The sequence below is a fragment of the Nocardioides sp. Z43_10 genome (genome assembly GCF_059766615.1).
In genome coordinates this window covers 117569-139477 of record NZ_JCBAJY010000007.1, presented here as the reverse complement: position 1 = coordinate 139477, position 21909 = coordinate 117569, and the positions used below count along the sequence as shown (strand labels likewise).

The following is a 21909-nucleotide window of genomic DNA, read 5'->3' as shown; positions in this document are numbered from 1 at the left end:
GCGGCCTCGGCGCGGGCACCGGGCGTCGTCGTGGGGAAGGACGCCAGCCTACGCGACCGCTACTGTCGATCATGGTCGACACCACCGACAGCGCGCTCCCCCGCCCAGGCCAGCCGCAGGTCCGGCGAGCGCTCCTCGTTCTCCGAGCCGTCGGTGCGCTCGAGCTCCACCAGCGCGTGGTGGCGGTAGAAGCGCCGGGCCGGGAGGTTGCTCTCGAAGACCCACAGGCCGAAGCCCCCGGGGCGCAGCTGCTTGACCAGGTCCAGCAGCGCCGAGCCGATCCCCTGCCCGGCGACCTCGGGAGCGACGTAGAGCGAGTCCAGCCAGTCCCCCTCGAGCACGGCGTAGCCCACCAGGGCGCCGTCGGCGCGCTGCGCCACCCAGGTCTCGCGCACGGTCAGGTCCCAGCCGGCGAACCAGGCGCGCACCTGCGCGATCGGGCGCACCTGCGCCGGCATCGCCGGGATCGCGGCGGCGCGCACGCGCAGGTAGAGGTCGCCCAGAGGTCCGAGGTCCTCGGCGACTGCCGGACGCAGCGTCAGCGCGTCCTCATCGCTCGTCACGGATGGTCTCCAGCGCCGCCGCCAGGTCGTCGGGGTAGGGCGACTCGTACTCGACGTACTCCCCGGAGTCCGGGTGCTCGAAGCCCAGCCGTACGGCGTGCAGCCACTGCCGCTCCAGTCCGACCCGCTTGGCCAGCGTGGGGTCCGCCCCGTAGGTGAGGTCGCCCACGCAGGGGTGCTTCAGGGCCGACATGTGCACCCGGATCTGATGCGTGCGCCCGGTCTCCAGGTGCACCTCGAGGAGGCTGGCGAAGCGGTGCGCCTCGAGGGTCTGGTAGTGGGTGATGCTGTGCTTGCCGTCGGCCATCACCGCGAACTTGTAGTCCGCCTTGGGGTGACGCCCGATCGGCGCGTCGACGGTGCCCTCGAGAGGATCGGGATGCCCCTGGACCAACGCGTGGTAGGTCTTGTCGACCGTGCGGTGCCGGAAGGCGTTCTTGAGCACGGAGTAGGCGCGCTCGGACTTGCAGATCACCATCACCCCGGAGGTCCCCACGTCGAGGCGCTGGACGATGCCCTGGCGCTCGGAGGCACCGCTGGTGGAGATCCGGAACCCGGCGCCGGCCAGGTGCCCGACCACGGTGGGGCCCGACCAGCCCGGCGAGGGATGGACCGCGACGCCGACGGGCTTGTCGATCACCACGATGGCGTCGTCGTCGTGGATGATCTTGATGCCCTCGACGACCTCGGGGACGATCGCCAGCTGGTCGACGACCGCGGGGATCGTGACGTCCAGCATCGCGCCCGGGTCGACCCGGTCGGACTTGCCGGGGGTGGCGCCGTCGACCTGGACGTGGCCCTGGACGATCAGCTCGGCGGCCCGGGTCCGGGAGAACCCGAACATCCGGGCGATGGCGATGTCGACCCGCTCGCCGGCGAGCCCGTCGGGCACCCACACGACCCGGTGGTCTGCGGGAACGCTCACTGCTTGTCCTCCTGGGCCGTCGGCCCGTCCGGGCCTTCGGGGTCGGCCCCCTCGCCCTCGTCGCCGTCGGGCCGGTCGTGGTCGTCGGTGCGGCCCCCGTCGAGCCTGATCCCGCGGATCGCCTGCAGGATGATCACGCCCGCTGCCACGTTGATGAAGATGTCGGCGAAGTTGAAGATCGGCCAGTTGGGCAGGCGGAGGAAGTCGATCACGTGCCCGCGCAGGGGGCCCGGCGCGCGCAGCAGCCGGTCGGTGAGGTTGCCGAGGATGCCCGCCATCAGCAGGCCGAGACCGACCGACCACAGCGGGCTGCCGAGCCGCCGACTCAGCAGCAGCACGACGCAGGCGGCGACGATCGAGATGCAGCTGAGGACCACCGTGTACTCGGTGCCGGCGCTGAACGCGGCTCCGGGATTGCGGATCAGGTGCAGGGTGAACCAGCTGCCGACCAGCTCGACGTCGGGGCGCCCGGTGAGCTTCTCGACGGCCACGATCTTCGAGATGACGTCCACCGCGTAGGCCACCAGCGCGACCGCGACGAACAGCAGTCTGAGGCGGCCTCGGGTGGATGGGGGAACTGGACCAGTGGGGTCGCTGTGACTCAGCGACGTTCCTCGCGCTGCTTGCATGACATGCACAGTGTCGCACGCGGAAAAGCCATCAGCCGCATCTTGCCGATCGCCTGCCCGCACGACTCGCACACCCCGTAGGAGCTGTCGTCGATGTGGGCCAGCGCCCGGTCGATCTGCGCCAGCATCTCCCGTTCGTGGTTGACCACCGCGAGCTCGTGGTCGCGCTCGAAGCTCGTCGCGCCCATGTCCGCCTGGTCGTGGCCGGCCCCGTCACCGGCGTCCTTCATCAGCCCGGCCAGCTCGACCTCCTGGTCGTGCAGGTGCTGGACGAGCCGGTCGCGGTGATCGTGCAACTCGACCAGGACCTCGTCGAGCTCCGCTGTGGTCCAGGGCTGCTCGCCCTCCTTGACCACGAGCGAAGCCACGCCGTCGTTGCGCTCGACCTGCTGGGTGCCGTTCTTGGTGGCGGTCTTCTTCACGGGTGCCTTCTTCGCCTTGGTCGGGGCTGGCCGTCTTGCCGAAGCCTTGTCCACTGCTGCTCCTCCTCGGACTGCACCACGTGATCGGAGAACCACGCCGGGTGTCGGGAGAGTAGCGACTTCTTCGGGGGGACTCAATCGACCACGCCCAGCCGGGCCCGGACGCGACGACGGCCGGACCCCCGCAGGGATCCGGCCGTCGTGTGAGATCGTCCGGCGCGAGCCGGCCTGTCTCAGTCCTGCTCGTCGCCCAGGATCGAGCGCAGGCGCTTGGGAGCCGGAGCGCTGTCCCCCGAGGGGGCAGCCGTCTCCGGGGAGCCGCTGAGCGCCTCCAGCTGCTGGCTGAAGTAGCTCTTGAGCCGGGCCCGGTACTCACGCTCGAAGGAGCGCAGCGTCTCGACCTCGCTGCTGAGCTTGTCGCGCTCCTTCTCGAGGTCGCCGAACATCTGACGACGACGCTCCGCGGTCTCGGAGTCGAGCATCTGCGAACGGGTCCGGGCGTCCGCCTCGAGCCGGTCGGCCTTGCTCTTGGCCTCGGACTCCAGGCGCTCGGCCTTGGTGCGGGCCTCGCCGACGATCTTGTCGGCCTCGTTCTTGGCCTCGTCGACGAGCTCGTCGGCGTTGCGCGTGGCCAGCTCGAGCAGGCGAGCCGCAGCGTTGGACGCCTGCGGGACCGTCTCCACCCGGATGGTCTCCGCCGGAGCCGCGGGCGCAGCCGCGACAGGAGCGGGGGCCGGAGCCGGAGCGGGCTTGTCCTCCACCGGCGCGGGGGCCGGCTTCTCGTACGACGGCGCGGGAGATGCGCTCTTGCCACCCGACTGGGCGGCGGCGAGCTTGGAGCGAAGCTCCTCGTTCTCCTTCGTGAGGCGAGCAAGCTCGGCCTCCACCTCATCGAGGAACTGGTCGACCTCCCCCATGTCGTAACCCTCGCGCAGGCGGACGGGAGTGAAACGCTTGTTACTCACGTCCTCAGGCGTCAGCGGCATGACCTCACCCATTCGTTAGTCGGCATACTTCTCGGCTTTCGGTCGAACTGTAGCGCCTGGCCCCTGATCCGGGTTAGCGGCCCAGGCGCAGACAGTAGGGGCTGGCTAGCTCAGCAGCAGCGCAGCGTTCAGGTACTTCAGCAGGTACGCGATCAGCAGGACCAGGATGAAGCTCAGGTCCAGGGCCACGGACCCCAGGCGCAGCGGCGGGATGACCCGGCGCAGCGCCAAGATCGGGGGGTCGGTGATGGAGTAGACGATCTCCAACACGACCAGGAGCGGGCCGCTCGGCGACCAGGAGCGGGCGAAGACCTGCACCCAGTCCACGACGAAGCGCACCCACAGCAGGGCGATGAACGCCCACAGCAGGCCTTCGATGACCTGTCCGAGTATCTGCATCTCAGCTGTCAGCTCTGATTGAAGAAACCGCCCTCGACGATGCGCTGTTTGTCCTCGGCCGCCACCGTGACGTTGGCGGGCGAGAGCAGGAACACCTTGCTGGTCACCCGCTCGATGGTCCCGCGGGTGGCGAAGACGAGACCGGCGGCGAAGTCGACCAGGCGCTTGGCGTCGGAGTCGTCCATCTCGGAGAGGTTCATGATCACCGGCACCCCCTCGCGGAAGTTCTCACCGATCGTGCGCGCCTCGTTGTAGGTGCGTGGGTGGAGCGTGGTGATCCGGGACAGCTCGGCCACCACCCCGGTCGCCACCGGCGTCGGACGACGACGCTCGGAGAGGTCGGAGACCGGCCGCGGCTCCACGGGGGCGACCTTGCCGGGCCGGGGCGCGGGCGCGCGCTCGGCCGGCGTCTCGTCGTACTCGCCCTCGTACTCGTCGTACCGACCGGTGTCCTCGAGCAGGCCGAGGTACTCGCCGATCCTGCGCATCGCGCCGCTCATGACTGTCGTCCTCCGGAACTCCTGCGCCCCTGAAGGGACGCTGTGTTGATGGTTGACACTACTTGATCACCGGCCTCTCGCCGAGGATGGCGCTCCCGACGCGCACGTGTGTCGCGCCGGCGGCCACCGCCTGTTCCAGATCGCCGCTCATCCCCGCCGAGAGCCAGGTGGCCTCCGGGTGGCTCTGCAGCAGCTCCGCGCGCAGCCGGGCGAGCCGTGCGAAGGCCGCCTGGGGGTCCTCCCCGAGCGGGGCCACCGCCATCAGCCCGCGCAGTCGCAGCTCGCGGTGCGAGGCCACCTCGTCGGCCAGGGCGAGCACCTGGTCCGGCGGCGCGCCGGCGCGCCCCTGCCCCGCGCCCGGCGGATCCAGGCTGACCTGCACCAGGCAGTCCAGTACCGTGCCCCGCTGGGCGGCTCCCTTGACCAGTCCCCCGACCAGCCGTGGGCGGTCGACCGACTGCACCACGTCCGCGTACGACGCGACCGCGGCCGCCTTGTTGCTCTGCAGGCCCCCGACGAAGTGCCAGCGCAGGCCCAGGTCCGCGCACTGCTGCCACTTCTCCTGGGCCTCCTGGTGCCGGTTCTCCGCCACGTCGCGCACGCCGAGCTCGGCCAGCGCGCGCACGTCGGAGGCGGGGAAGAACTTGGTGACCACCACGAGGGTGACCTCGTCCGCCTCGCGTCCGGCGTCGCGACAGGCCGTGCGTATCCGGGAGTGCACGGTGTCGAGGTTGGCGGCGAGCTGATCGAGCCTGCTCATCCCGTCCTCATCACCAGGGCGCCGAGCCGACCGGCTCGCGCGCCCTCACGGCGGTGCGACCACAGGTCGGGGTCCTCGCGCGTGCACCGGCCCGCAGCGAGGCTGGTCACGCCGAGGGCGTCGAGCTGCGCGCGCACCCCGGCACCGATGTCGAGGGCGGGCGTGCCCCACGAGGTCTGCGCCCATGCCTGCGGCACGACGTCGGCGACGTCGCGGCGCATCTGCTCGGGCACCTCGTAGCAGCGCCCGCACACGTGCGGCCCCACCCAGGCGTGCAGATCCGTGGCGCCCAGCGCACGCATCCGCGCCACCACCGCAGGCACCACCTCGGCCACCAGCCCGGGTCGCCCGGCATGGGCTGCCCCGACCACGCCGGAGCCGGCCAGCAGCACCGGGACGCAGTCCGCGGTCCGGATCAGCAGCGGGACACCCGGCGCGGCGGTGACCAGGCCGTCGGCCACGATCTCCTCCCCCGCCCAGCTCTCGTCCACGACCTCGACCGCGCCGCCGTGCACCTGGGTCAGCCCGACCGGGGTGCGCCCGGGGCAGAACGCCTCGGCGACCTCGGTGAGGCCCGGCGAGTCGGCCGACCCGGTGACCGGGGCGCCGTCACGCACGAGGCTGAGATTGAGGCAGCGGCCGTCACCGGCGTGGCGATCGGTGAAGGCGACCTCCACCGCACCACGCCGGTCACGGAACGCGAACACGACTCACTTCAGGAAGTCGGGGACGTCGAGCTCGTCGTCGTCGAACTCGACCTGGCGCGTGGGGCGCGTGGGCTGCGGGGCGACGGGGCGACGCTCCTGCGCCGGGGCCTGACCCTGGCCCTGGCTCTGGCCGCCCTGGCTCTGGCCGTGGTTCTGGCCGCCCTGGTTCTGACCGCCCTGGTTCTGGCCGCCCTGGTTGCCCCCGTACTGCCCCTGGCTGGGGGCCGACTGGCTCTGGCCACCACGCAGCCCCTGACCGGCGGGCACGGCGGGAGCAGGCTGGCGCGGCGCCTGCTGGGCGGGAGCCTGGCGCTGCTGCTGGGCGGCCGCGCGGGTCTCCTCCTGGCTCTGCTGAGCGGGCGCGCGCCGCAGCACCGTGCCCTCGTCGCGCTTCTTCGGCATTCCGCCGTCGAAGCCGGCGGCGATCACGGTGACGCGCACCTCGTCGCCGAGCGCGTCGTCGATGGTGGCACCGAAGATGATGTTGGCCTCGGGGTGGGCGGCCTGGGCCACCATCGCGGCAGCCTCGTTGATCTCGAACAGGCCGAGGTCGGAGCCGCCGGCGATGGAGAGCAGGACGCCGTGGGCGCCGTCGATGGACGCCTCGAGCAGGGGGCTGGAGACCGCCATCTCAGAGGCGGCGACCGCACGGTCCTCACCGCGCGCGGAGCCGATGCCCATCAGGGCCGAGCCCGCGTTCGCCATCACCGACTTCACGTCGGCGAAGTCGAGGTTGATCAGGCCGGGGGTGGTGATCAGGTCGGTGATGCCCGAGACACCCTGCAGCAGCACCTGGTCGGCCTGCTTGAAGGCGTCGAGGATCGACACGTTGCGGTCGCTGATCGAGAGCAGCCGGTCGTTGGGGATGACGATGAGGGTGTCGACCTCGTCGCGCAGCTGCGAGATGCCCTCCTCGGCCTGGTTGGCCCGGCGACGCCCCTCGAAGGCGAACGGCCGCGTCACCACGCCGATCGTCAGGGCGCCCAGCGAGCGAGCGATGCGCGCCACGACCGGCGCGCCGCCGGTGCCGGTGCCGCCTCCCTCGCCGGCGGTCACGAAGACCATGTCGGCGCCCTTGAGGACCTCCTCGATCTCGTCGGCGTGGTCCTCGGCCGCCTGGCCGCCCACGCTCGGGTCCGCGCCGGCACCGAGGCCGCGCGTCAGGTCACGACCGATGTCCAGCTTGACGTCGGCGTCGCTCATCAGGAGGGCCTGGGCGTCGGTGTTGATCGCGATGAACTCGACACCCTTGAGCCCTACCTCGATCATGCGGTTGACGGCGTTGACCCCGCCACCACCGATACCCACGACCTTGATGATGGCCAGGTAGTTCTGCGCTGCTGCCACGGCTGCTCAAGCCCTTCGCTGATCGAGTCCCGGCCGACGTCGGCCCGGACATCCGGGTGCTGCTTCGTATGAGGATCGTGCGGTTGGGTTCTTCGAACCGCGTGCTGCGAGGCCACCGATCGAGCCGGAAGACCCTAACCCTCAACCTGAGGGTTATAGTTATGTCAACCTCGCGTTGCAGACGAAGGTAGGCAACCGCAGGACTCAGGTCCAACCGACACGCCCAGCACCGAGTGGCGGATCGAGAAATTCGGCGTCGAGGCGCTCAGTCGACGTCGCTGGTGGTGGGCTGCCCCGGCACGCTCACGTCGTAGTGGCGCGCCTCGCGCGCCTGGAGCAGGGCGTCGAGGACGCGGGCCTTGTCCGTCGACTGCTCGGCGCTCCCCCAGTCCACGGTGCGCCCGTCGCGCAGCTCGAGCACGATCTGGTCCACGGTGGCGACCGCGACGTGGTCGACGTCGGCCAGCAGGTCGGCGGGCAGGGCGGAGACCACCTGGGCGGCCTCGAGCATCGCCTCGCTGCGGATCCCCGCGGCGAGCTCCAGGCGGGGCAGGTCACCGGGCTCGCGGGCGAAGGTCCGGAACAGCACCCCCTCCTCGTCCATCCCCCGCAACCGATCGCCGGCGGGCACGACGGCGATCGCCTCGCGCTCCACCACGCGCACCACGACGCCGTCGGGCCACTGCCGCGAGACGTCGACCGAGCGGACGGCGGCGAGCGCGGCGACGCGCGCGCGGACGGCGTCCAGGTCGAGGCGGGCCAGCGGCTCCCCCGACGGCACGTCGGCGACCCGGCGCACCTCGTCGTCCTCGAGCAGGGCGTTGCCCTCCACGCTGACACCGTGCACGGCGAGCACCGAGGAGAACATCACCAGCCAGACCCCGAGCCCGAGCGCGACGGCGAGCCCGGCCCCGGCCAGGACCACCCGCCACGTCCGCCAGCGACGGGCGCGCTGGCGGCGCTCGAAGCGCTGCCGGGTGCGCTCGGCACCGGGGTCGGAGCTCGCACCGGCGCCCGCACCGGTCCGCGCACGCGAGGGGTCGCGCACCATCAGCGGCTGCCCAGGAGCTCGAGCAGGCGCGGCCCCAGGACCGTCACGTCTCCGGCACCGAGGGTCAGCACGACGTCCCCGGGTCGGGCCCGGGCCGCCAGCTCGCCGGGGACCTCGTCGAACGCCGGGACGAAGGCCACCCGATCGCCGGCCAGCGGCACCGCCTGCGCGACGAGCCGCCCGGTGACCGCGGGGTCGGGGTCCTCGCGGGCGAGGTAGACGTCCAGGACCACGACCTCGTCGGCGGCGCCCAGCGCGCGGCCCATCGCCTCGCCGAAGATCCGGGTACGCGAGACCAGGTGAGGCTGGAAGGCGACCACCAGCCGGCCGTCCCCGGCCACCGCGCGGGCGGCCTGCAGGTCCCCGTCGATCTCCTTGGGGTGGTGGGCGTAGCTGTCGTAGACCCGCACGCCCGCGGCCTCGCCCTTGAGCTCCATGCGCCGGCGGGTGCCGGTGAACGAGCCGAGCCCCTCGGCCAGGGCTGCGAACGGGAACCCGAGGCGCAGGCCGACGGCCAGCGCGGCGAGCGCGTCCAGCACGTAGTGACGCCCCGGGATCTGCAACCGCACCTGCCCCAGCTCGCGGCCGGCGTCGTGGACGGTGAAGGTCGAGGTGGTGCCCACGAAGCTCAGGTCGCTGGCCCGCAGGTCGGCCTGGGCCGACTCGCCGACCCCGACGACCGTCATCCCCCGCTCGCGCGCCCGCTCGGCGAGCTCGGCGGCGCCGGGGTCGTCGAGGCAGCAGACCAGGAAGCCGTCGGGGTCGATCCGGTCGAGGAACTCCACGAACGCGGCGCGGTAGGCCTCCTCGGTGCCCCACACGTCGAGGTGGTCGGCCTCGACGTTGGTCACGATCGCGGCGTGGGGGCGATAGACCAGGAACGCGCCGTCGCTCTCGTCGGCCTCGGCCACGAAGAGGTCGCCGGAGCCCTCGTGGGCGTTGGTGCCGGTGGCGCTCAGCGTCCCGCCGATGGCGTACGTCGGGTCGGCACCGGCCCGCTGCAGGGCGACGGTGAGCAGCGACGTGGTGGTGGTCTTGCCGTGGGTGCCGGCCACCGCGAGGGTGCGCCGTCCGTGCATCACCGCGGCCAGGGCCGCCGAGCGGGGCAGCAGGCGCAGCCCCTGGGCCCGGGCCTCGACGACCTCGGGGTTGGTCTCGCGCACCGCGGTGGAGACGACCAGGGTGTCGACGTCGTGGACGTGCTCGGCGGCGTGGCCCACGTGCACCCGGGCCCCGAGCGCGCGCAGGTCGTCGAGCACCGGCGAGTCGGCCCCGTCGGAGCCGCTGACCGCGATCCCGCGCTCGAGCATGATCCGGGCGATCCCGGAGAGGCCGGCTCCGCCGATGCCGACGAAGTGCACCCGGCCCAGCTGGTCGGCGGGCAGCAGCACCTCGGGTACGGGGATCCTCATCGGGCGGCCCCCAGCACGATCCGGGCCAGCTGCTCGTCCGCGTCGCGCGGGATCAGCGCGGAGGCGGACGCCCCCATCGCCGCGAGCCGGTCGGGGTCGGCGAGCAGGCCGGGCACCGTGGCCGCGACCCACTCCGGGGTGAGCGCCTGGTCGGAGACGAGCAGCGCTCCCCCGGCGTCGACCACGGGGCGCGCGTTGTGCTCCTGCTCGCCGTTGCCGATCGGCAGCGGGACGAAGACCGCGGGCAGGCCGACGGCGGCGGCCTCGGTGACGCTCGAGGCGCCGGCGCGGCAGACCACCAGGTCGGCCGCGGCGTAGGCGAGGTCCATCCGGTCGACGTAGTTCACCACCACGTAGGGCACCTGCGCGTCCGGGGAGTCGGGGAGCTCGTTCTTGGGCCCGACCACGTGCAGCACCTGCACGCCGGCCTCGGCCAGCGTCGTCGCCGCACCGGTGATCGCCTCGTTGATCCGCCGGGCGCCCTGGGAGCCTCCGGTGACCAGCAGCGTGGGCCGGTCGGGATCGAGCCCGAAGAAGGCGCGGCCCTCGGCACGTGCGGCGGACCTGTCCAGGCTGGAGATCAGCGAGCGGACCGGCAGCCCGACGTAGCGGGCGTGGGGCAGCGGCGTGTCGGGGAAGCTGACCGCGACGTGCTGCGCGAGCCGGGCGCCGACCTTGTTGGCCAGCCCGGGCAGGGCGTTCTGCTCGTGCACGACCAGGGGCACGCGCCGACGGCGGGCGGCCAGGTAGGCCGGCATCGAGACGTAGCCGCCGTAGCCGACGACGACGTCGGGGCGGACCCGGTCGAAGACGGCGAGGGTCTCGCGCACCGCGGCGCGCAGCCGGCCCGGGACCCGCAGCAGCTCGCCCGAGGGCCGGCGCGGCAGCGGCACCGGCGGGATCAGCTCGAGGCGGTAGCCGGCCTCCGGCACCACCCGGGTCTCCAGGCCCCGGGAGGTGCCCAGGCAGGTGACCTCGGTGTCGGGCGCGAGCCGACGCAGGGCGTCGGCGGTCGCGAGCAGGGGGGAGGTGTGTCCGGCGGTGCCACCGCCGGCGAGAAGAACGCGCATGAAGGACCTTTCCGAGGACCGAATCTATCGGCCCCGACGCGACGACCACGGGGCGGAGCGCCCGGCCGTCCGGGTGCGACGCCGCGCGGCGAGGGCGCGCGCGGCTTCCGGCTCCCGCCGGGCGAAGCCGATCAGCAGGCCGAGCGCCACCAGCGAGGGCAGCAGCGCCGACCCGCCGTACGACACCAGCGGGAGCGGGATGCCGATGACGGGGAGCAGGGCCAGCACCATACCGATGTTGATCATCGCCTGGCCCAGCAGCCACACCACGATCGCGAACGTCGCGTAGCGCACGAACGGCTCGGTGGTGGTGAGGGCGACCCGGATGGCGGCGTAGGCGATGGTGAAGAACAGGGCGAGCACCAGCAGCGTGCCGACCAGGCCGAGCTCCTCGCCGAGGACGGCGAAGATGAAGTCGGTGTGGGCCTCGGGCAGGTCGCCCCACTTCTGCTGGCTGGCGCCGATGCCGCGGCCGAAGAAGCTGCCCGAGGACAGCGCGAACAGCCCGTGCGCGGGCTGCCAGCCGGCGTCCTGGTAGTCCTTGAACGGGTCGACGAAGTTCCGGATCCGGTCCAGGCGCTCCGGGCTGGTCGAGGCCAGCGCGGCCAGGGCCACGCCGGCGGCCACCACCGCGGCGACGAAGAAGCGGGCCGGCGCGCCGACCACCCACAGCAGCGCCATCAGGATGGCGCCGAGCACTAGCGCGGTGCCCAGGTCGCCCTGCCACAGCACCAGCCCGATCACCAGCAGCAGGCCGGGCACGACCGGCAGGAACACGTGGCTGAGCCGGTCCAGCAGCTGCTCCTTGTGCGCGTACACGCCCGCGGCCCACAGCACGATCGCCAGCTTCGCGATCTCCGAGGGCTGCAGCTGGACCGGGCCGAGCGCGAGCCAGTTGGTGTTGCCGCTGACCTCGACGCCGAGCGAGGTCTTGGTCAGCGCGAGCATCACGATCGCGATCACCATCGCCGGCCAGCTGATCACCCACAAGAAGCGGTACGACAGCCGGGAGGCGATCCAGGCGCAGGGCAGGCCGATGAGCACCCACACCAGCTGGCGCTCGACGATCCCGTAGGAGTTGTCCATGTGCTCGTAGGCGTAGACGCTCGAGGAGCTGAGCACCATGATCAACCCGATGGTCAGCAGCAGCGCGGAGGCGCCCAGCAGCAGGTAGTACGACGTGAGCGGCCGGTCCAGCGCGTGGCGGATGCCGCTGGCGGTGTGCTGCACCGTGGTGCGCGCCTCCCGCAGGGTGTCCAGGAGCCCCGAGCGCGGTGCCGGGTCCGGCTCGGCGTCCGTCGGGCGCGAGCGCCGTCGGGTGTCCGGCGGGACGGTCGTCATCGCGGCCCCTCACGCTCCTCCCGGCCCTGCGCGTCCCCGGTGGGACGACGTCGCCACGAGTCTCCCCGGCCGTCGCGCCGATGACCGGGACATCCGGCGCGTGTCGCCGCAAGGGCGAGCAGGGTCACCCTTCGCGGTGGGGCGGGACGTACCCGCGCAGCCCGTCGCGTACGGCGCCGCGCGCGACGCCGTGGGCACGGGCCAGCGCCGCGGCGCTCAGCGCCGCGGCCACCGTGCGGGGCTCGCCGTCGGGGAGGTCCCCGACCGTGCACAGCTCGGCGGCGCTGGTGTGGCGCGCCTCGATGAACGCGCGGTCGGCGAGGATGTCCTCGACCAGCCCGAGCATCCCCACCGCGGGCATCCCCAGGGTGCAGCCGACGGCACGGGCGCCCTCCACGACGTCCGCCTCGCGCACCAGCATCTCCACGTCGGGGTCGGCCGCGTCGTACACGCAGGCCACCTGCACGTTCTCGTAGGCGCGGGCCAGGTCCTCGACGCCGTCGTGGGCCCCGAGGACCACCGCCGCCTGCGCGCTCATCGAGCGGCAGTGGCGCAGCCGGGTGGCGTCCAGGCGGACCACCAGGGCGTCGTAGCGCTCGGTGTCCATCACCGCCTCCACGACCGGCAGACCGGAGACGCCGACGACGTCAGTGCGCCGGCCGCTGGCGCGCAGGATCGAGGCGAGCATCTCCACGACCGGCTCGGTGTCCCCGTCGCCGGCGGCCACCAGCCAGGGGGTGTGGTGCGCGGGATCGCGCAGCCGCCAGGCCAGCTCGACCTCCCCCCAGACCGGCACGCCGCGGGCGCGGGCCTGCTCCAGCAGCGGGCCCTCGAGGTGCCAGCCCGGGGTCACCACGAGCAGGTCGGTGTCCTCGGGCAGCGTGTCGGCCGCACCCTCGCCCAGGCGGACCCGGGCGCCGAGCACCTCGAGCAGCTCGGCCGGCTCCGCGCGGTCCTCCCCCGCGGTCTCGTCGAGGGCGAGCACGTCGGCGCCGAGATGGTTGAGGTTGTCGGCGCAGGCGAACCCGTCACGCCCGAAGCCGGCGACGACGACCCGGACCCCGGACCAGCGGCTGGTGCGCCCGAGCGCATCGACCTCGGCGGGCGTCACGTGCTGGCCACCCATTGGGTGTAGAAGATGCCGAGCCCGGCGACGACGCAGATGCCGGTGATGATCCAGAACCGGATGACGACCGTCACCTGCTCCCAGCCGAGCATCTCGAAGTGGTGGTGCAGCGGCGCCATCCGGAAGACGCGCCGCCCCTTGGAGAGCTTGAAGTAGCCCACCTGGATCATCACCGAGAGGGTCTCGATGATGAACAGGCCGCCCAGGATCACCAGCAGCAGCTCGGTGCGGGTCAGGATGGCGAGTCCGGCCAGAGCCCCGCCCAGGGAGAGCGAGCCGGTGTCGCCCATGAAGATCTGGGCCGGGGAGGCGTTCCACCACAGGAAGCCGAAGCAGGCACCGGTGATCGAGGCGGCGACCACGGCGAGGTCCAGCGGGTCGCGCACCTCGTAGCAGGTCGGGCCCGGCTCGATGCCGCACGCCTGGTTGAACTGCCAGATGTTCACCAGCGTGTAGGCCGCGAACACCATCGCGCAGGCGCCGGTGGCCAGTCCGTCGAGCCCGTCGGTGAGGTTCACCGCGTTGCTGGTGCCGGCGATGATCAGCCAGATCAACAGCACCGCGAGGATCAGCGGCAGACCCAGCCAGTCGATGTCGCGGATGAACGAGATGTGGTTCGACGCCGGGGTCCGGCCCCGCTCGTCCTCCATCCACGGGGAGAGGGCGAGCAGCGCGAAGACGACCGCGATCAGGGTCTGCCCGATCATCTTCGCCTTGCTGCGCAGCCCGAGGCTGCGCTGCTTGTAGATCTTGATGAAGTCGTCGAGGAAGCCGACCAGGCCGAGCCCCACGAACAGGAACAGCAGCAGCAGCGCGGACGCCGAGGGCAGCTCCTTGTTCGTCGGGTAGGTGATCAGCTTGGCGAGGAAGTAGCTCACCACCGTGGCCAGGATGATCACCAGGCCACCCATGGTGGGGGTGCCGCGCTTGGTGTGGTGGCTGGTGGGGCCGTCGTCGCGGATCTCCTGGCCATAGCCCTTGCGTGACAGCACGGTGATCGCGACCCGCGTGCCGAGAAGAGAGATGATCAGCGCCAGGCCGCCGCCGAGCAGGATCGCTCTCATCGTGGATTGCTCCCTTGTTCCAGAAGTGCTTGTGCGACGTGCTCGAGGCCCACGCCGCGCGAGGCCTTGACGAGCACCACGTCGCCCGGCGAGACATTCTCGCCCACCCATCGGATCGCTTCGTCACGTGACGTGGTGACGATGGCCACGCCGCCCCAGCCGGGCACGTCCCGGGCGCCGTCGGCGATGGCGCGCGCCTCCTCGCCGACGACCACCAGCACGTCGACGCCCGCACGCGCCGCGTCCGCGCCGACCTCGGCGTGGGCCGCGGCAGCGCCCGGCCCCAGCTCGCGCATCTCCCCCAGCACCGCGACCGTGCGCCGCCCGCGCCGCCGGCCGATCGAGGACAGCGAGGACAGCGCCGCGCGCATCGCGGCCGGGTTGGCGTTGTAGGCGTCGTTGAGCACGACCGTGGTGTCGCTGCGCTCGTGCACCTCCATCCGCCACGGCGAGGTGGCCGCCACGTCGCCCAGGGCGGACACCGCGGCCGGGAACTCCATCCCCGCCGCCACCGCCATCGCGAGCGCGGCGGCGGCGTTGTGCAGCTGGAAGGCGCCCGACTGCCGCAGGCGCTGGCGGATCCGGCGCTCGGGCCGCTCGGTGCGCAGCACGAAGTCGGCGCCGGGGCGGTCGAGGTCGTCGACCTCCTCGTCGTACCAGGTGAGGTCGGCGTCGTCGGCGCGCCCGAAGCGCAGCACCCGGGCCCGGGTGCGCGGTGCCATCGCGGCGCCGAGGTCGTCGTCGGCGTTGATCACCGCCACCCCGTCGGCGGGCAGCGCCTCGAGGATCTCCCCCTTGGCCTGCGCGATCCGCTCGCGCGTGCCGAACTCGCCGAGGTGGGCGGAGCCGATGTTGAGCACCGCGGCGATGCTGGGGCGGGCGATGTCGCACAGGTAGGCGATGTGGCCGAGGCCGCGCGCCCCCATCTCCACGACCAGGTACGCCGTCTCCGGCGTCGCGCGCAGGACCGTGAGCGGCACGCCGATCTCGTTGTTGAAGTTGCCGGCGGTGGCCACCGTGGGGCCCTGGGTCGCCAGCAGCTGGGCGAGGTAGTCCTTGGTGCCGGTCTTGCCCTGGCTGCCGGTCAGCGCCAGCACGGTGGTGCCGGTGAGGCGCTCGCGCACGTGGCGCGCCAGCCGCCCCAGGGCGAGCACGGCGTCCTCGACGACCACCGTCGGCACCCCGGTCGCGCGGGTGCCGAGCACCGCCGCAGCCCCGGCCCCGACCGCGGCGCGTGCGTAGTCGTGGCCGTCCACCTGCTCGCCGGGCACGGCGACGAAGAGCCCGCCGGGCTCCACCCGCCGGCTGTCCACGAACGCCGGTCCGTGCACCACGACGTCGGCGCTGCCGGCGTCGTGGACCGCGCCGCCCACCGCGTCGGCGATCTCGGTCAGGGACATCGCGATCATCGCGCGACCAGCTCCTCGCGCACGACCACCCGGTCGTCGAAGTCGTGGACCACCTGGCCCACCTCCTGGCCGGTCTCGTGGCCCTTGCCGGCGATCAGCACGATGTCGCCGGCCACCGCCAGGCGCAGCGCCTCGCGGATCGCGGCGCGCCGGTCGCCGATCTCCAGCACCTCGCCGGGTCCGGACGCGCCGGCCAGCACCGCCGCCCGGATCGCGGCGGGGTCCTCGCCGCGCGGGTTGTCGTCGGTCACCACCAGGACGTCGGCCAGCCGGGCCGCGATCTCCCCCATCAGCTGCCTCTTGCCGGGGTCGCGGTCGCCACCGGCCCCGAGCACCACGATCAGCCGTCCCTCGGTGAGCGGGCGCAGGGTGGCCAGCGTCGCCTCGACGGCGTCCGGCTTGTGCGCGTAGTCGACGACCACCTCGAAGTCCTGGCCCGCGTCGATCCGCTCCAGCCGTCCGGGGACGCCGGCTCCCTCGGCGATACCGGCGGCGATCTCGCCCGGGTCGAAGCCGGCCTCGGCGCACGCGGCCACCGCGGCCAGCGCGTTGGCGACGTTGAAGTCGCCGGGCAGGGGCACCCCGGCGGCCACCCGGACCCCGTCCGGACCCTCGACGGTGAACCGGGAGCCGTCGGCGGCCAGCTCGACGTCGACCGCGCGCCAATCTGCCGCGGGGTCTCTCAGCGAGAAGGTGCGCACCGGGATCCGGGCCTCGCGGGCCAGTCGCCGGCCGTGGGCGTCGTCGAGGTTGACCAGGGCGCGCCGGGCCCGCTGCGGCGTGAAGAGCGAGGCCTTGGCGCGGTAGTAGTCCTCCACGTCGGCGTGGAAGTCGAGGTGGTCGCGGCCGAGGTTGGTGAAGACCGCGACGTCGAAGACGATGCCGTCGACGCGCCCCATCACCAGCGCGTGGCTGGAGACCTCCATCGCGCAGGCCGTCACGCCGCGCTCGCGCATCATCGCGAAGAGGCCGTGCAGGTCGGGGGCCTCGGGCGTGGTCAGCGAGGTGGGGACGTCCTGCCCGGCCACGCGGGTGCCGACCGTGCCGACGACTCCGGCCGGGACTCCGGCGCGCTGCAGCCCCGACTCGGCCAGCCGGGTGGTGGTGGTCTTGCCCTGGGTCCCGGTCACCGCGATCATCCGCAGGCTCTCGGTGGGCTCGCCGTACACGTGCGAGGCCAGTGCGCCGAGGACCGAGCGCGGGCTGTCCACCACCAGCAGGGGCACGCCCGCGGGGACCTGCGCGGCACCCGCCTCGTCGGTGAGCACCGCGACCGCACCGGCCTCGAGCGCGTCTGCGGTGAACGCGGCGCCGTGCACCCGCGCCCCCGGCAGTGCGGCGTACAGGTCACCGGCCTGGACCCGCTGCGAGCCCAGACAGATCCCGGTCACCAGCGCGTCCGCGACGTTCTCGGCGCGGACGACGACCGAGCGCTCCCCCAGCCAGGCGGTCAGGTCGGCCAGGGCGATCGGGCGTACGTCGAGCGGTCGGACCGAGGGGCCGGAGGGCTTGATCGGGTGGGCAGGGGCAGAGTCGGAGGCTGGGTTCACCACGGCGCGAGATTACCCGTTGGGCTCACCACTCCACCGGCAGCCTGGGCGCTCGCGACCCAGTCGGCGGGACACCGTAGCGCCGCAGCGCGTGGCCCATGATCTTGGAGAACGCCGGGCCTGCCACCGAGCCGCCGCCGCCGCCGTTGCTGGGGCTCTGGATCATCACGTAGACGGTGAACCGGGGCTTGTCGGCAGGGGCGAAGCCGGCGAACGACACCGTGTTGTCCCCCGGCCGGTAGCACTGGCACTCCTCGTCGACACGCTGGGCGGTCCCGGTCTTGCCGGCCACCCGGTAGCCGTCCACGGCCGCTCCCGGGGCCACCCCGTCCTCGGGGTCGAGCACCAGCTCCATCATCTGGGCGGTCTGGGTCGCGGCCCGGGCGCTGATCACCCGCTCGGCGCGCGTGGTGCCCGAGCCCACCTCCACGCCGTCCTCGGTGGTCGCCGTGCCCTGGATCAGGCTCGGGGAGACCCGGACGCCCTTGTTGGCCACGGTGTTCACCGCGGTCACCATCTGCAGGGCGTTGACCGACATCGACTGCCCGAACGCGATCCGGTCCTTGGTCATCTCGTCCCAGCGGCTCCCGTCGGACAGGATGCCGGCCGACTCGCCGCGGATGCCGACGTCGGTGCGCTGGCCGAGCCCGAAGTCGCGCAGGTAGCCGTGCAGCTCCTCGGCGCTCAGCTTGTCCGCGGCCAGGACGGTGCCGATGTTGGAGGACTTCGCCAGGGTGCCGGCCAGGGTCAGCCGCAGCGGACCGTGCTCCCAGTAGTCCCCGATGGTGCGGTCCCCGCTGGGGATCCGGCTGGGCACCGCGATCCGGGTCCGGGGGGTGACCCGCCCGGCGTCCAGCAGCGCCGCCACGGTCAGCACCTTCTCGACCGAGCCGGGCTCGTAGACGTCGCTGACGGCGCGCGAGCCGCGGTCCTCCTTGTCCACCAGCAGCCACGAGTTCGCGTCGAACGTCGGGTGGTCGGCCAGCGCGATCAGCTCGCCGGTGCGGCTGTCCATCACGATCGCCACGCCGGACTCGCCGCCGGAGTCCTCCACGGTCTGGCGGAGCACCCGCTGGACGTACCACTGCACGTCACGGTCGATGGTCAGCTTGAGGTCGGTGCCGTCGACCGGCTCGACGGTGCTGCTCTCCCCCAGCGGCAGCCGGTTGCCGCCGGCGCCCTCGAACTGGGTGGAGCCGTCCTTGCCGGCCAGCAGGTGGTCGAAGGTGAGCTCCAGCCCGGCCAGCGGCTCGTCGGTGCCCATGAACCCGACCAGGTTGGCGGCCACGTCGTCGTTGGGGTAGTCGCGCAGCGGGTCCCTCTCGGTGCTCAGCCCCAGGTAGCCCAGCTCCTCGGCCTCCTCGAGCACCTCCTCGGCGAGCGCGGAGGGGATGCGGCGCGCGACGTACTCGTAGCGTCGGCCCTCGGCGCGGAGCTTCTCGAGCACGTCGATGTAGTCGACGTCGTAGCGGGCGTCGAGGCGGGTGGAGAGCAGCTTGGCCAGCTCGGGGGCGTGCTCGGCGGTCAGCATCGGGTCGGCGATGATCATCACGCCGTCGACCGAGCTGGCCAGCGCGACGCCGTTGCGGTCCAGGATCGCCCCGCGATCCGCCGGCAGCGTGACCTCCTTGGTGTTGGCCTGCGCCGCCATCTCCGCGTACGCCTTCGGGTCGAGTCCCTGCAGCTGCACCAGCCGCGCGCCGAAGACCGACAGCACCATCGCGATCAGCACGAACCCGATCCGCAGCCGGAACAGCGCCGAGCCGCGGCGCATCCTCCCGCGCGGGGCACGGGATCCGGTCGGTCGGCCGGTGGGCCGGGGGCGCGGTGCTGGCAACGGGGTCTCCGTGTCTGGTTCGGGGGCGAGCGGGGGCGCAGGGGTCTGTGCGCCGCCGCTCCATTTCTACCGGCAGCGAGGGCCCGATCGGCTCAACGCGGGGCCGTGTCCGCCCGGAACTTCGGCTTGGCGCGCTCGCCGGCGCGCGGGGTGTCGTCGGTGGGCAGCTCGGTGGCCGGCGCGGGCGCCGGCACCTCGACCACCCGGACCGGCGGGTTGAGCACGGAGGGCTTGACCGGCGGGCGGGGCTCGATGCGGACGTCGGAGCCGGGTGCGGCGGGCTCCGGCGCGGCGCCGATCACCTCGGCGTCCTCGAGCCGCAGGAAGGTGGGCGAGGCCCCCAGCACCATCCCCAGCCCACGCGCCTCACGGGCCACCCGCTGGGGGTTGCGCAGCTCCTCGAGCTCCATCTGCAGCGTCTGCTGGCGCGCGCTCAACGACTTGGCCTGGGCCTCCAGCGCGGTCGCGGCGAAGGAGTTCTGCTGCAGCGAGGTGTTGAACAGCAGCAGCCCGACGACGCCACCGAGCAGCAACAGCGTCACCAGGGCGACGAACGGCGCCCGGGTGACCTGCGGCCGGGTCCCGGGGACGACGCTCAGCCGGGCGCGCTCCAGGCCCGCTCCCGCCAGTCGGGGAAGGGCGCTCTGCGCCGAGCGGGGGCGAGGCTGCGGTGCCGTGCTGCTCATCGGGTGACCCCTTCGGTGGGACGGACGCGTTCAAGGGCGCGCAGACGGACGCTGGCGGCACGGGGGTTCTCGGCGATCTCGTGCTCGTCGGCCTTCTCCGCGCCCCGGGTGACCAGGCGCAGCGCCGGCTCCATCCCCTCGGGCACGAACGGCATGTCGACCGGCACGGTGCTGCGGGTGGCCTCGGTGAAGGCCTGCTTGACCATCCGGTCCTCCAGGGAGTGGTAGCTCTCCACCACCACCCGGCCGCCCACGCCGATCGCGGCGATCGCGGCCGGCAGCGCGCGGCGCAGCACGGCGAGCTCGTCGTTGACCTCCATCCGCAGCGCCTGGAAGGTCCGCTTCGCCGGGTGCCCTCCGGTACGGCGGGCGGGGGCCGGGATCTCGGCGTAGAGCAGCTCGACGAGGCGCCCCGAGGTCGTGAACGGCTCCTTCTCGCGCTCGCGCACCACCGCCCGGGCGATCTTCGAGGCGAACTTCTCCTCGCCGTACTCGCGCAGGACGCGGGTCAGCTCGCGGGCGTCGTAGGTGTTGAGCACGTCGGCGGCGGTCGGGCCGGTGCTGCCGTCCATCCGCATGTCCAGCGGGGCGTCCACGCGGTAGGCGAAGCCGCGCTCGGCCACGTCGAGCTGCATCGAGGAGACGCCGAGGTCGAAGAGCACGGCGTCGACGGTGCGCAGAGCGAGGTCGTCGAGGACCGCGGGGATCTCGTCGTAGACCGCGTGCACCCCGGTGAAGCGGTCCCCGAAGGGAGCCAGCCGCTCGCCGGCGAGCGCCAGGGCCTGCGGGTCGCGGTCGATGCCGACGACCCGGGCGCCGGGGATCCGGGTCAGCACCGCCTCGCTGTGACCGCCGAGGCCGAGGGTGCAGTCGAGGAGCACGGCCCCCTCGCGCTCGAGCGCGGGTGCCAGCAGGGCGACGACCCGGTCGAGCAGGACCGGGACGTGTCGGGGATCGCTCATCGTCTGACCTAGCGCCCCAGGCTCAGCGCGAGCATCAGGGCGACGGCGAGGACCAGCGAGGTCACCGCGCTGAACGCCATCACCGCGAGTGCCTCACGCGCCTGGTGGCGCACCCGGCGTGAGCCGGGCGTCACCTGCACCGGTGTCATGCCCATGGTCTCGACCCCCACGACGTTGCTGCGCTCCCTGCCCCTCATGGGCACTGCTGGTCCTGCTGGTCCTGCTGGTGCCGGACGTGGAATGAACGAACTCGCCTGACCAGGTCCCTGCCCGCTCCCCGGATTGGGAAGTGGCCCTCTGGAGCCGGGGAAGTTGCCCCAGATGGCGCCGTCGGAGCGGGCACGAGACCTCGTCCTGCGAGTTCGTTCTTCTCTTGTCCTGCGGTGGTGCTGTGCTGCTAACTGCGGTGCTGCTGTGCTGCTTGTTGCTGTGCTGGTGGGGATCAGATCCCCGGGAAGACCTCGTCGCTGAGCTCGGCGAACTTCTGCTCCTGCTCCTGCGAGTACGTCTCCCACGAGCCCGGGTCCCAGATCTCGATCCGGTTCATCGCGCCGATCACCATCACGTCCTTGGTGAGCGAGGCGTAGTCCCGCAGTACCGACGGGATGGAGATCCGGCCCTGCTTGTCCGGCACCTCCTGCGAGGCGGCGGCGAACAGCATCCGGACGTAGTCCCGCGTTCCCTTGTTGGTGACCGGAGCCTCCCGGAGCCGCTCGGTCAGGCGACCGAAGTCCTCCATCGACCAGATCGTCAGACACCGCTCCTGACCACGAGTCACCACGAGTCCCTCCGCCAGTTCCTCCCTGAACTTCGCCGGAAGGAACAGCCGTCCCTTGTCGTCGAGCTTCGGTGTGTAGGTGCCGAAGAACATCGGCCACCTCCACAGGTCAGCACTTCTTCCTCCACTGCGCTCCACCATACTCCACGCTTCCCCACCGTCAACCATTCCGGCCGTGTTTCGAGGCGGATTTCCGCCCGTCTGGGCCGTCAGCGGGGCGACCGCCCGGTCGCCGACTGAGGGGTGCCGACCGGGGGCCAGCCCTGGCAGAATGTGCGTCTGCCCAGGTCAGCGCGGCTTCGACCGGGTGCGCACCGGCCGGTCCGGCCTCGGGTGGAGCGCCGGTGGGGAGAATCCGGCGCTGGCGGCGCAGCCGGGTGGAGCG

General features: G+C 72.7%; 23 protein-coding genes. All 23 read right to left on the bottom strand.

All coding sequences use genetic code 11. The features are described from left to right. Positions 1 to 59: 59 nt before the first annotated feature. Complete coding sequence (locus tag AC6EI4_RS14175; protein WP_498421809.1) at positions 60 to 563, bottom strand: GNAT family N-acetyltransferase; 504 nt, start codon at positions 561 to 563, stop codon at positions 60 to 62. After that, on the bottom strand, positions 550 to 1488 hold the full coding sequence (locus tag AC6EI4_RS14170) for an RluA family pseudouridine synthase (protein WP_498421810.1): 939 nt from the start codon (positions 1486 to 1488) through the stop codon (positions 550 to 552). Before AC6EI4_RS14170 ends, AC6EI4_RS14175 begins: the two co-directional genes overlap by 14 nt. Further along, entirely contained in the window at positions 1485 to 2012 is a 528-nt protein-coding gene (locus AC6EI4_RS14165) for a signal peptidase II (RefSeq protein WP_498451836.1), read from the bottom strand. The genes AC6EI4_RS14170 and AC6EI4_RS14165 overlap by 4 nt, the downstream gene beginning before the upstream one ends. 77 nt (positions 2013 to 2089) lie before the next feature. After that, entirely contained in the window at positions 2090 to 2539 is a 450-nt protein-coding gene (locus tag AC6EI4_RS14160) for a TraR/DksA family transcriptional regulator (RefSeq protein WP_498421812.1), read from the bottom strand. 233 nt (positions 2540 to 2772) lie between these two features. Continuing rightward, complete coding sequence (locus AC6EI4_RS14155; protein WP_498451835.1) at positions 2773 to 3525, bottom strand: DivIVA domain-containing protein; 753 nt, start codon at positions 3523 to 3525, stop codon at positions 2773 to 2775. Between the two features lie 105 nt (positions 3526 to 3630). Then, on the bottom strand, positions 3631 to 3924 hold the full coding sequence (locus AC6EI4_RS14150; protein WP_498421814.1) for a YggT family protein: 294 nt from the start codon (positions 3922 to 3924) through the stop codon (positions 3631 to 3633). Between the two features lie 8 nt (positions 3925 to 3932). Next, complete coding sequence (locus AC6EI4_RS14145; RefSeq protein WP_498421815.1) at positions 3933 to 4424, bottom strand: cell division protein SepF; 492 nt, start codon at positions 4422 to 4424, stop codon at positions 3933 to 3935. Positions 4425 to 4482: 58 nt separating this feature from the next. Further along, a complete protein-coding gene (locus tag AC6EI4_RS14140) occupies positions 4483 to 5184 on the bottom strand; it encodes a YggS family pyridoxal phosphate-dependent enzyme (protein WP_498451834.1) in 702 nt (233 codons plus the stop codon). Next, the gene (locus tag AC6EI4_RS14135; RefSeq protein ID WP_498451833.1) at positions 5181 to 5891 is read right to left on the bottom strand and encodes a purine nucleoside phosphorylase YfiH/LACC1 family protein; all 711 of its coding nucleotides are present in this window, start codon (positions 5889 to 5891) and stop codon (positions 5181 to 5183) included. The genes AC6EI4_RS14140 and AC6EI4_RS14135 overlap by 4 nt, the downstream gene beginning before the upstream one ends. A gap of 3 nt (positions 5892 to 5894) precedes the next feature. Then, complete coding sequence (gene ftsZ, locus AC6EI4_RS14130; RefSeq protein ID WP_498451832.1) at positions 5895 to 7238, bottom strand: cell division protein FtsZ; 1344 nt, start codon at positions 7236 to 7238, stop codon at positions 5895 to 5897. A 265-nt stretch (positions 7239 to 7503) separates the two neighbouring features. Then, on the bottom strand, positions 7504 to 8289 hold the full coding sequence (locus tag AC6EI4_RS14125) for a cell division protein FtsQ/DivIB (RefSeq protein ID WP_498421819.1): 786 nt from the start codon (positions 8287 to 8289) through the stop codon (positions 7504 to 7506). After that, positions 8289 to 9701, bottom strand: a complete 1413-nt coding sequence (murC, locus tag AC6EI4_RS14120) for a UDP-N-acetylmuramate--L-alanine ligase (RefSeq protein ID WP_498421820.1) — start codon at positions 9699 to 9701, stop codon at positions 8289 to 8291. Before murC ends, AC6EI4_RS14125 begins: the two co-directional genes overlap by 1 nt. Next, complete coding sequence (murG, locus tag AC6EI4_RS14115; protein WP_498451831.1) at positions 9698 to 10771, bottom strand: undecaprenyldiphospho-muramoylpentapeptide beta-N-acetylglucosaminyltransferase; 1074 nt, start codon at positions 10769 to 10771, stop codon at positions 9698 to 9700. Before murG ends, murC begins: the two co-directional genes overlap by 4 nt. 24 nt (positions 10772 to 10795) lie before the next feature. Next, the gene (ftsW, locus tag AC6EI4_RS14110) at positions 10796 to 12112 is read right to left on the bottom strand and encodes a putative lipid II flippase FtsW (RefSeq protein WP_498421822.1); all 1317 of its coding nucleotides are present in this window, start codon (positions 12110 to 12112) and stop codon (positions 10796 to 10798) included. A gap of 124 nt (positions 12113 to 12236) precedes the next feature. Next, positions 12237 to 13238, bottom strand: a complete 1002-nt coding sequence (locus tag AC6EI4_RS14105) for a Mur ligase family protein (protein ID WP_498451830.1) — start codon at positions 13236 to 13238, stop codon at positions 12237 to 12239. Then, positions 13220 to 14302, bottom strand: coding sequence for a phospho-N-acetylmuramoyl-pentapeptide-transferase (gene mraY, locus AC6EI4_RS14100; protein ID WP_498451829.1), 1083 nt, complete (start codon positions 14300 to 14302; stop codon positions 13220 to 13222). Before mraY ends, AC6EI4_RS14105 begins: the two co-directional genes overlap by 19 nt. Continuing rightward, positions 14299 to 15711, bottom strand: coding sequence for a UDP-N-acetylmuramoyl-tripeptide--D-alanyl-D-alanine ligase (locus AC6EI4_RS14095; protein WP_498451828.1), 1413 nt, complete (start codon positions 15709 to 15711; stop codon positions 14299 to 14301). Before AC6EI4_RS14095 ends, mraY begins: the two co-directional genes overlap by 4 nt. Beyond that, a complete protein-coding gene (locus tag AC6EI4_RS14090; RefSeq protein WP_498422258.1) occupies positions 15708 to 17261 on the bottom strand; it encodes a UDP-N-acetylmuramoyl-L-alanyl-D-glutamate--2,6-diaminopimelate ligase in 1554 nt (517 codons plus the stop codon). Before AC6EI4_RS14090 ends, AC6EI4_RS14095 begins: the two co-directional genes overlap by 4 nt. Positions 17262 to 17286: 25 nt before the next feature. Continuing rightward, positions 17287 to 19035: a peptidoglycan D,D-transpeptidase FtsI family protein gene (locus tag AC6EI4_RS14085; protein ID WP_498421826.1), complete on the bottom strand. Its 1749-nt coding sequence runs from the start codon at positions 19033 to 19035 to the stop codon at positions 17287 to 17289. 155 nt (positions 19036 to 19190) lie between these two features. Continuing rightward, positions 19191 to 19784 (bottom strand): cell division protein FtsL, encoded by a 594-nt coding sequence (gene ftsL / locus AC6EI4_RS14080; protein ID WP_498451827.1) that lies wholly within the window; start codon positions 19782 to 19784, stop codon positions 19191 to 19193. Beyond that, on the bottom strand, positions 19781 to 20746 hold the full coding sequence (gene rsmH, locus AC6EI4_RS14075) for a 16S rRNA (cytosine(1402)-N(4))-methyltransferase RsmH (RefSeq protein ID WP_498421828.1): 966 nt from the start codon (positions 20744 to 20746) through the stop codon (positions 19781 to 19783). Before rsmH ends, ftsL begins: the two co-directional genes overlap by 4 nt. Before the next feature lie 8 nt (positions 20747 to 20754). Beyond that, entirely contained in the window at positions 20755 to 20943 is a 189-nt protein-coding gene (locus tag AC6EI4_RS14070) for a hypothetical protein (RefSeq protein WP_498421829.1), read from the bottom strand. A gap of 245 nt (positions 20944 to 21188) precedes the next feature. Next, positions 21189 to 21617, bottom strand: coding sequence for a division/cell wall cluster transcriptional repressor MraZ (gene mraZ / locus AC6EI4_RS14065; RefSeq protein ID WP_498421830.1), 429 nt, complete (start codon positions 21615 to 21617; stop codon positions 21189 to 21191). Between the last annotated feature and the right edge of the window lie 292 nt (positions 21618 to 21909).

Bases quoted from the DNA above. Each gene is read 5' to 3' on its own strand.
- rsmH (WP_498421828.1), bottom strand. From the start codon at position 20,746: ATGAGCGATCCCCGACACGTCCCGGTCCTGCTCGACCGGGTCGTCGCC.
- murG (WP_498451831.1), bottom strand. From the start codon at position 10,771: ATGCGCGTTCTTCTCGCCGGCGGTGGCACCGCCGGACACACCTCCCCC.
- AC6EI4_RS14155 (WP_498451835.1), bottom strand. From the start codon at position 3,525: ATGCCGCTGACGCCTGAGGACGTGAGTAACAAGCGTTTCACTCCCGTC.
- AC6EI4_RS14125 (WP_498421819.1), bottom strand. From the start codon at position 8,289: ATGGTGCGCGACCCCTCGCGTGCGCGGACCGGTGCGGGCGCCGGTGCG.
- AC6EI4_RS14095 (WP_498451828.1), bottom strand. From the start codon at position 15,711: ATGATCGCGATGTCCCTGACCGAGATCGCCGACGCGGTGGGCGGCGCG.
- AC6EI4_RS14140 (WP_498451834.1), bottom strand. From the start codon at position 5,184: ATGAGCAGGCTCGATCAGCTCGCCGCCAACCTCGACACCGTGCACTCC.
- AC6EI4_RS14150 (WP_498421814.1), bottom strand. From the start codon at position 3,924: ATGCAGATACTCGGACAGGTCATCGAAGGCCTGCTGTGGGCGTTCATC.
- ftsW (WP_498421822.1), bottom strand. From the start codon at position 12,112: ATGACGACCGTCCCGCCGGACACCCGACGGCGCTCGCGCCCGACGGAC.
- mraZ (WP_498421830.1), bottom strand. From the start codon at position 21,617: ATGTTCTTCGGCACCTACACACCGAAGCTCGACGACAAGGGACGGCTG.
- mraY (WP_498451829.1), bottom strand. From the start codon at position 14,302: ATGAGAGCGATCCTGCTCGGCGGCGGCCTGGCGCTGATCATCTCTCTT.
- AC6EI4_RS14105 (WP_498451830.1), bottom strand. From the start codon at position 13,238: ATGGGTGGCCAGCACGTGACGCCCGCCGAGGTCGATGCGCTCGGGCGC.
- ftsL (WP_498451827.1), bottom strand. From the start codon at position 19,784: ATGAGCAGCACGGCACCGCAGCCTCGCCCCCGCTCGGCGCAGAGCGCC.
- AC6EI4_RS14145 (WP_498421815.1), bottom strand. From the start codon at position 4,424: ATGAGCGGCGCGATGCGCAGGATCGGCGAGTACCTCGGCCTGCTCGAG.
- murC (WP_498421820.1), bottom strand. From the start codon at position 9,701: ATGAGGATCCCCGTACCCGAGGTGCTGCTGCCCGCCGACCAGCTGGGC.
- AC6EI4_RS14085 (WP_498421826.1), bottom strand. From the start codon at position 19,035: ATGCGCCGCGGCTCGGCGCTGTTCCGGCTGCGGATCGGGTTCGTGCTG.
- AC6EI4_RS14070 (WP_498421829.1), bottom strand. From the start codon at position 20,943: ATGAGGGGCAGGGAGCGCAGCAACGTCGTGGGGGTCGAGACCATGGGC.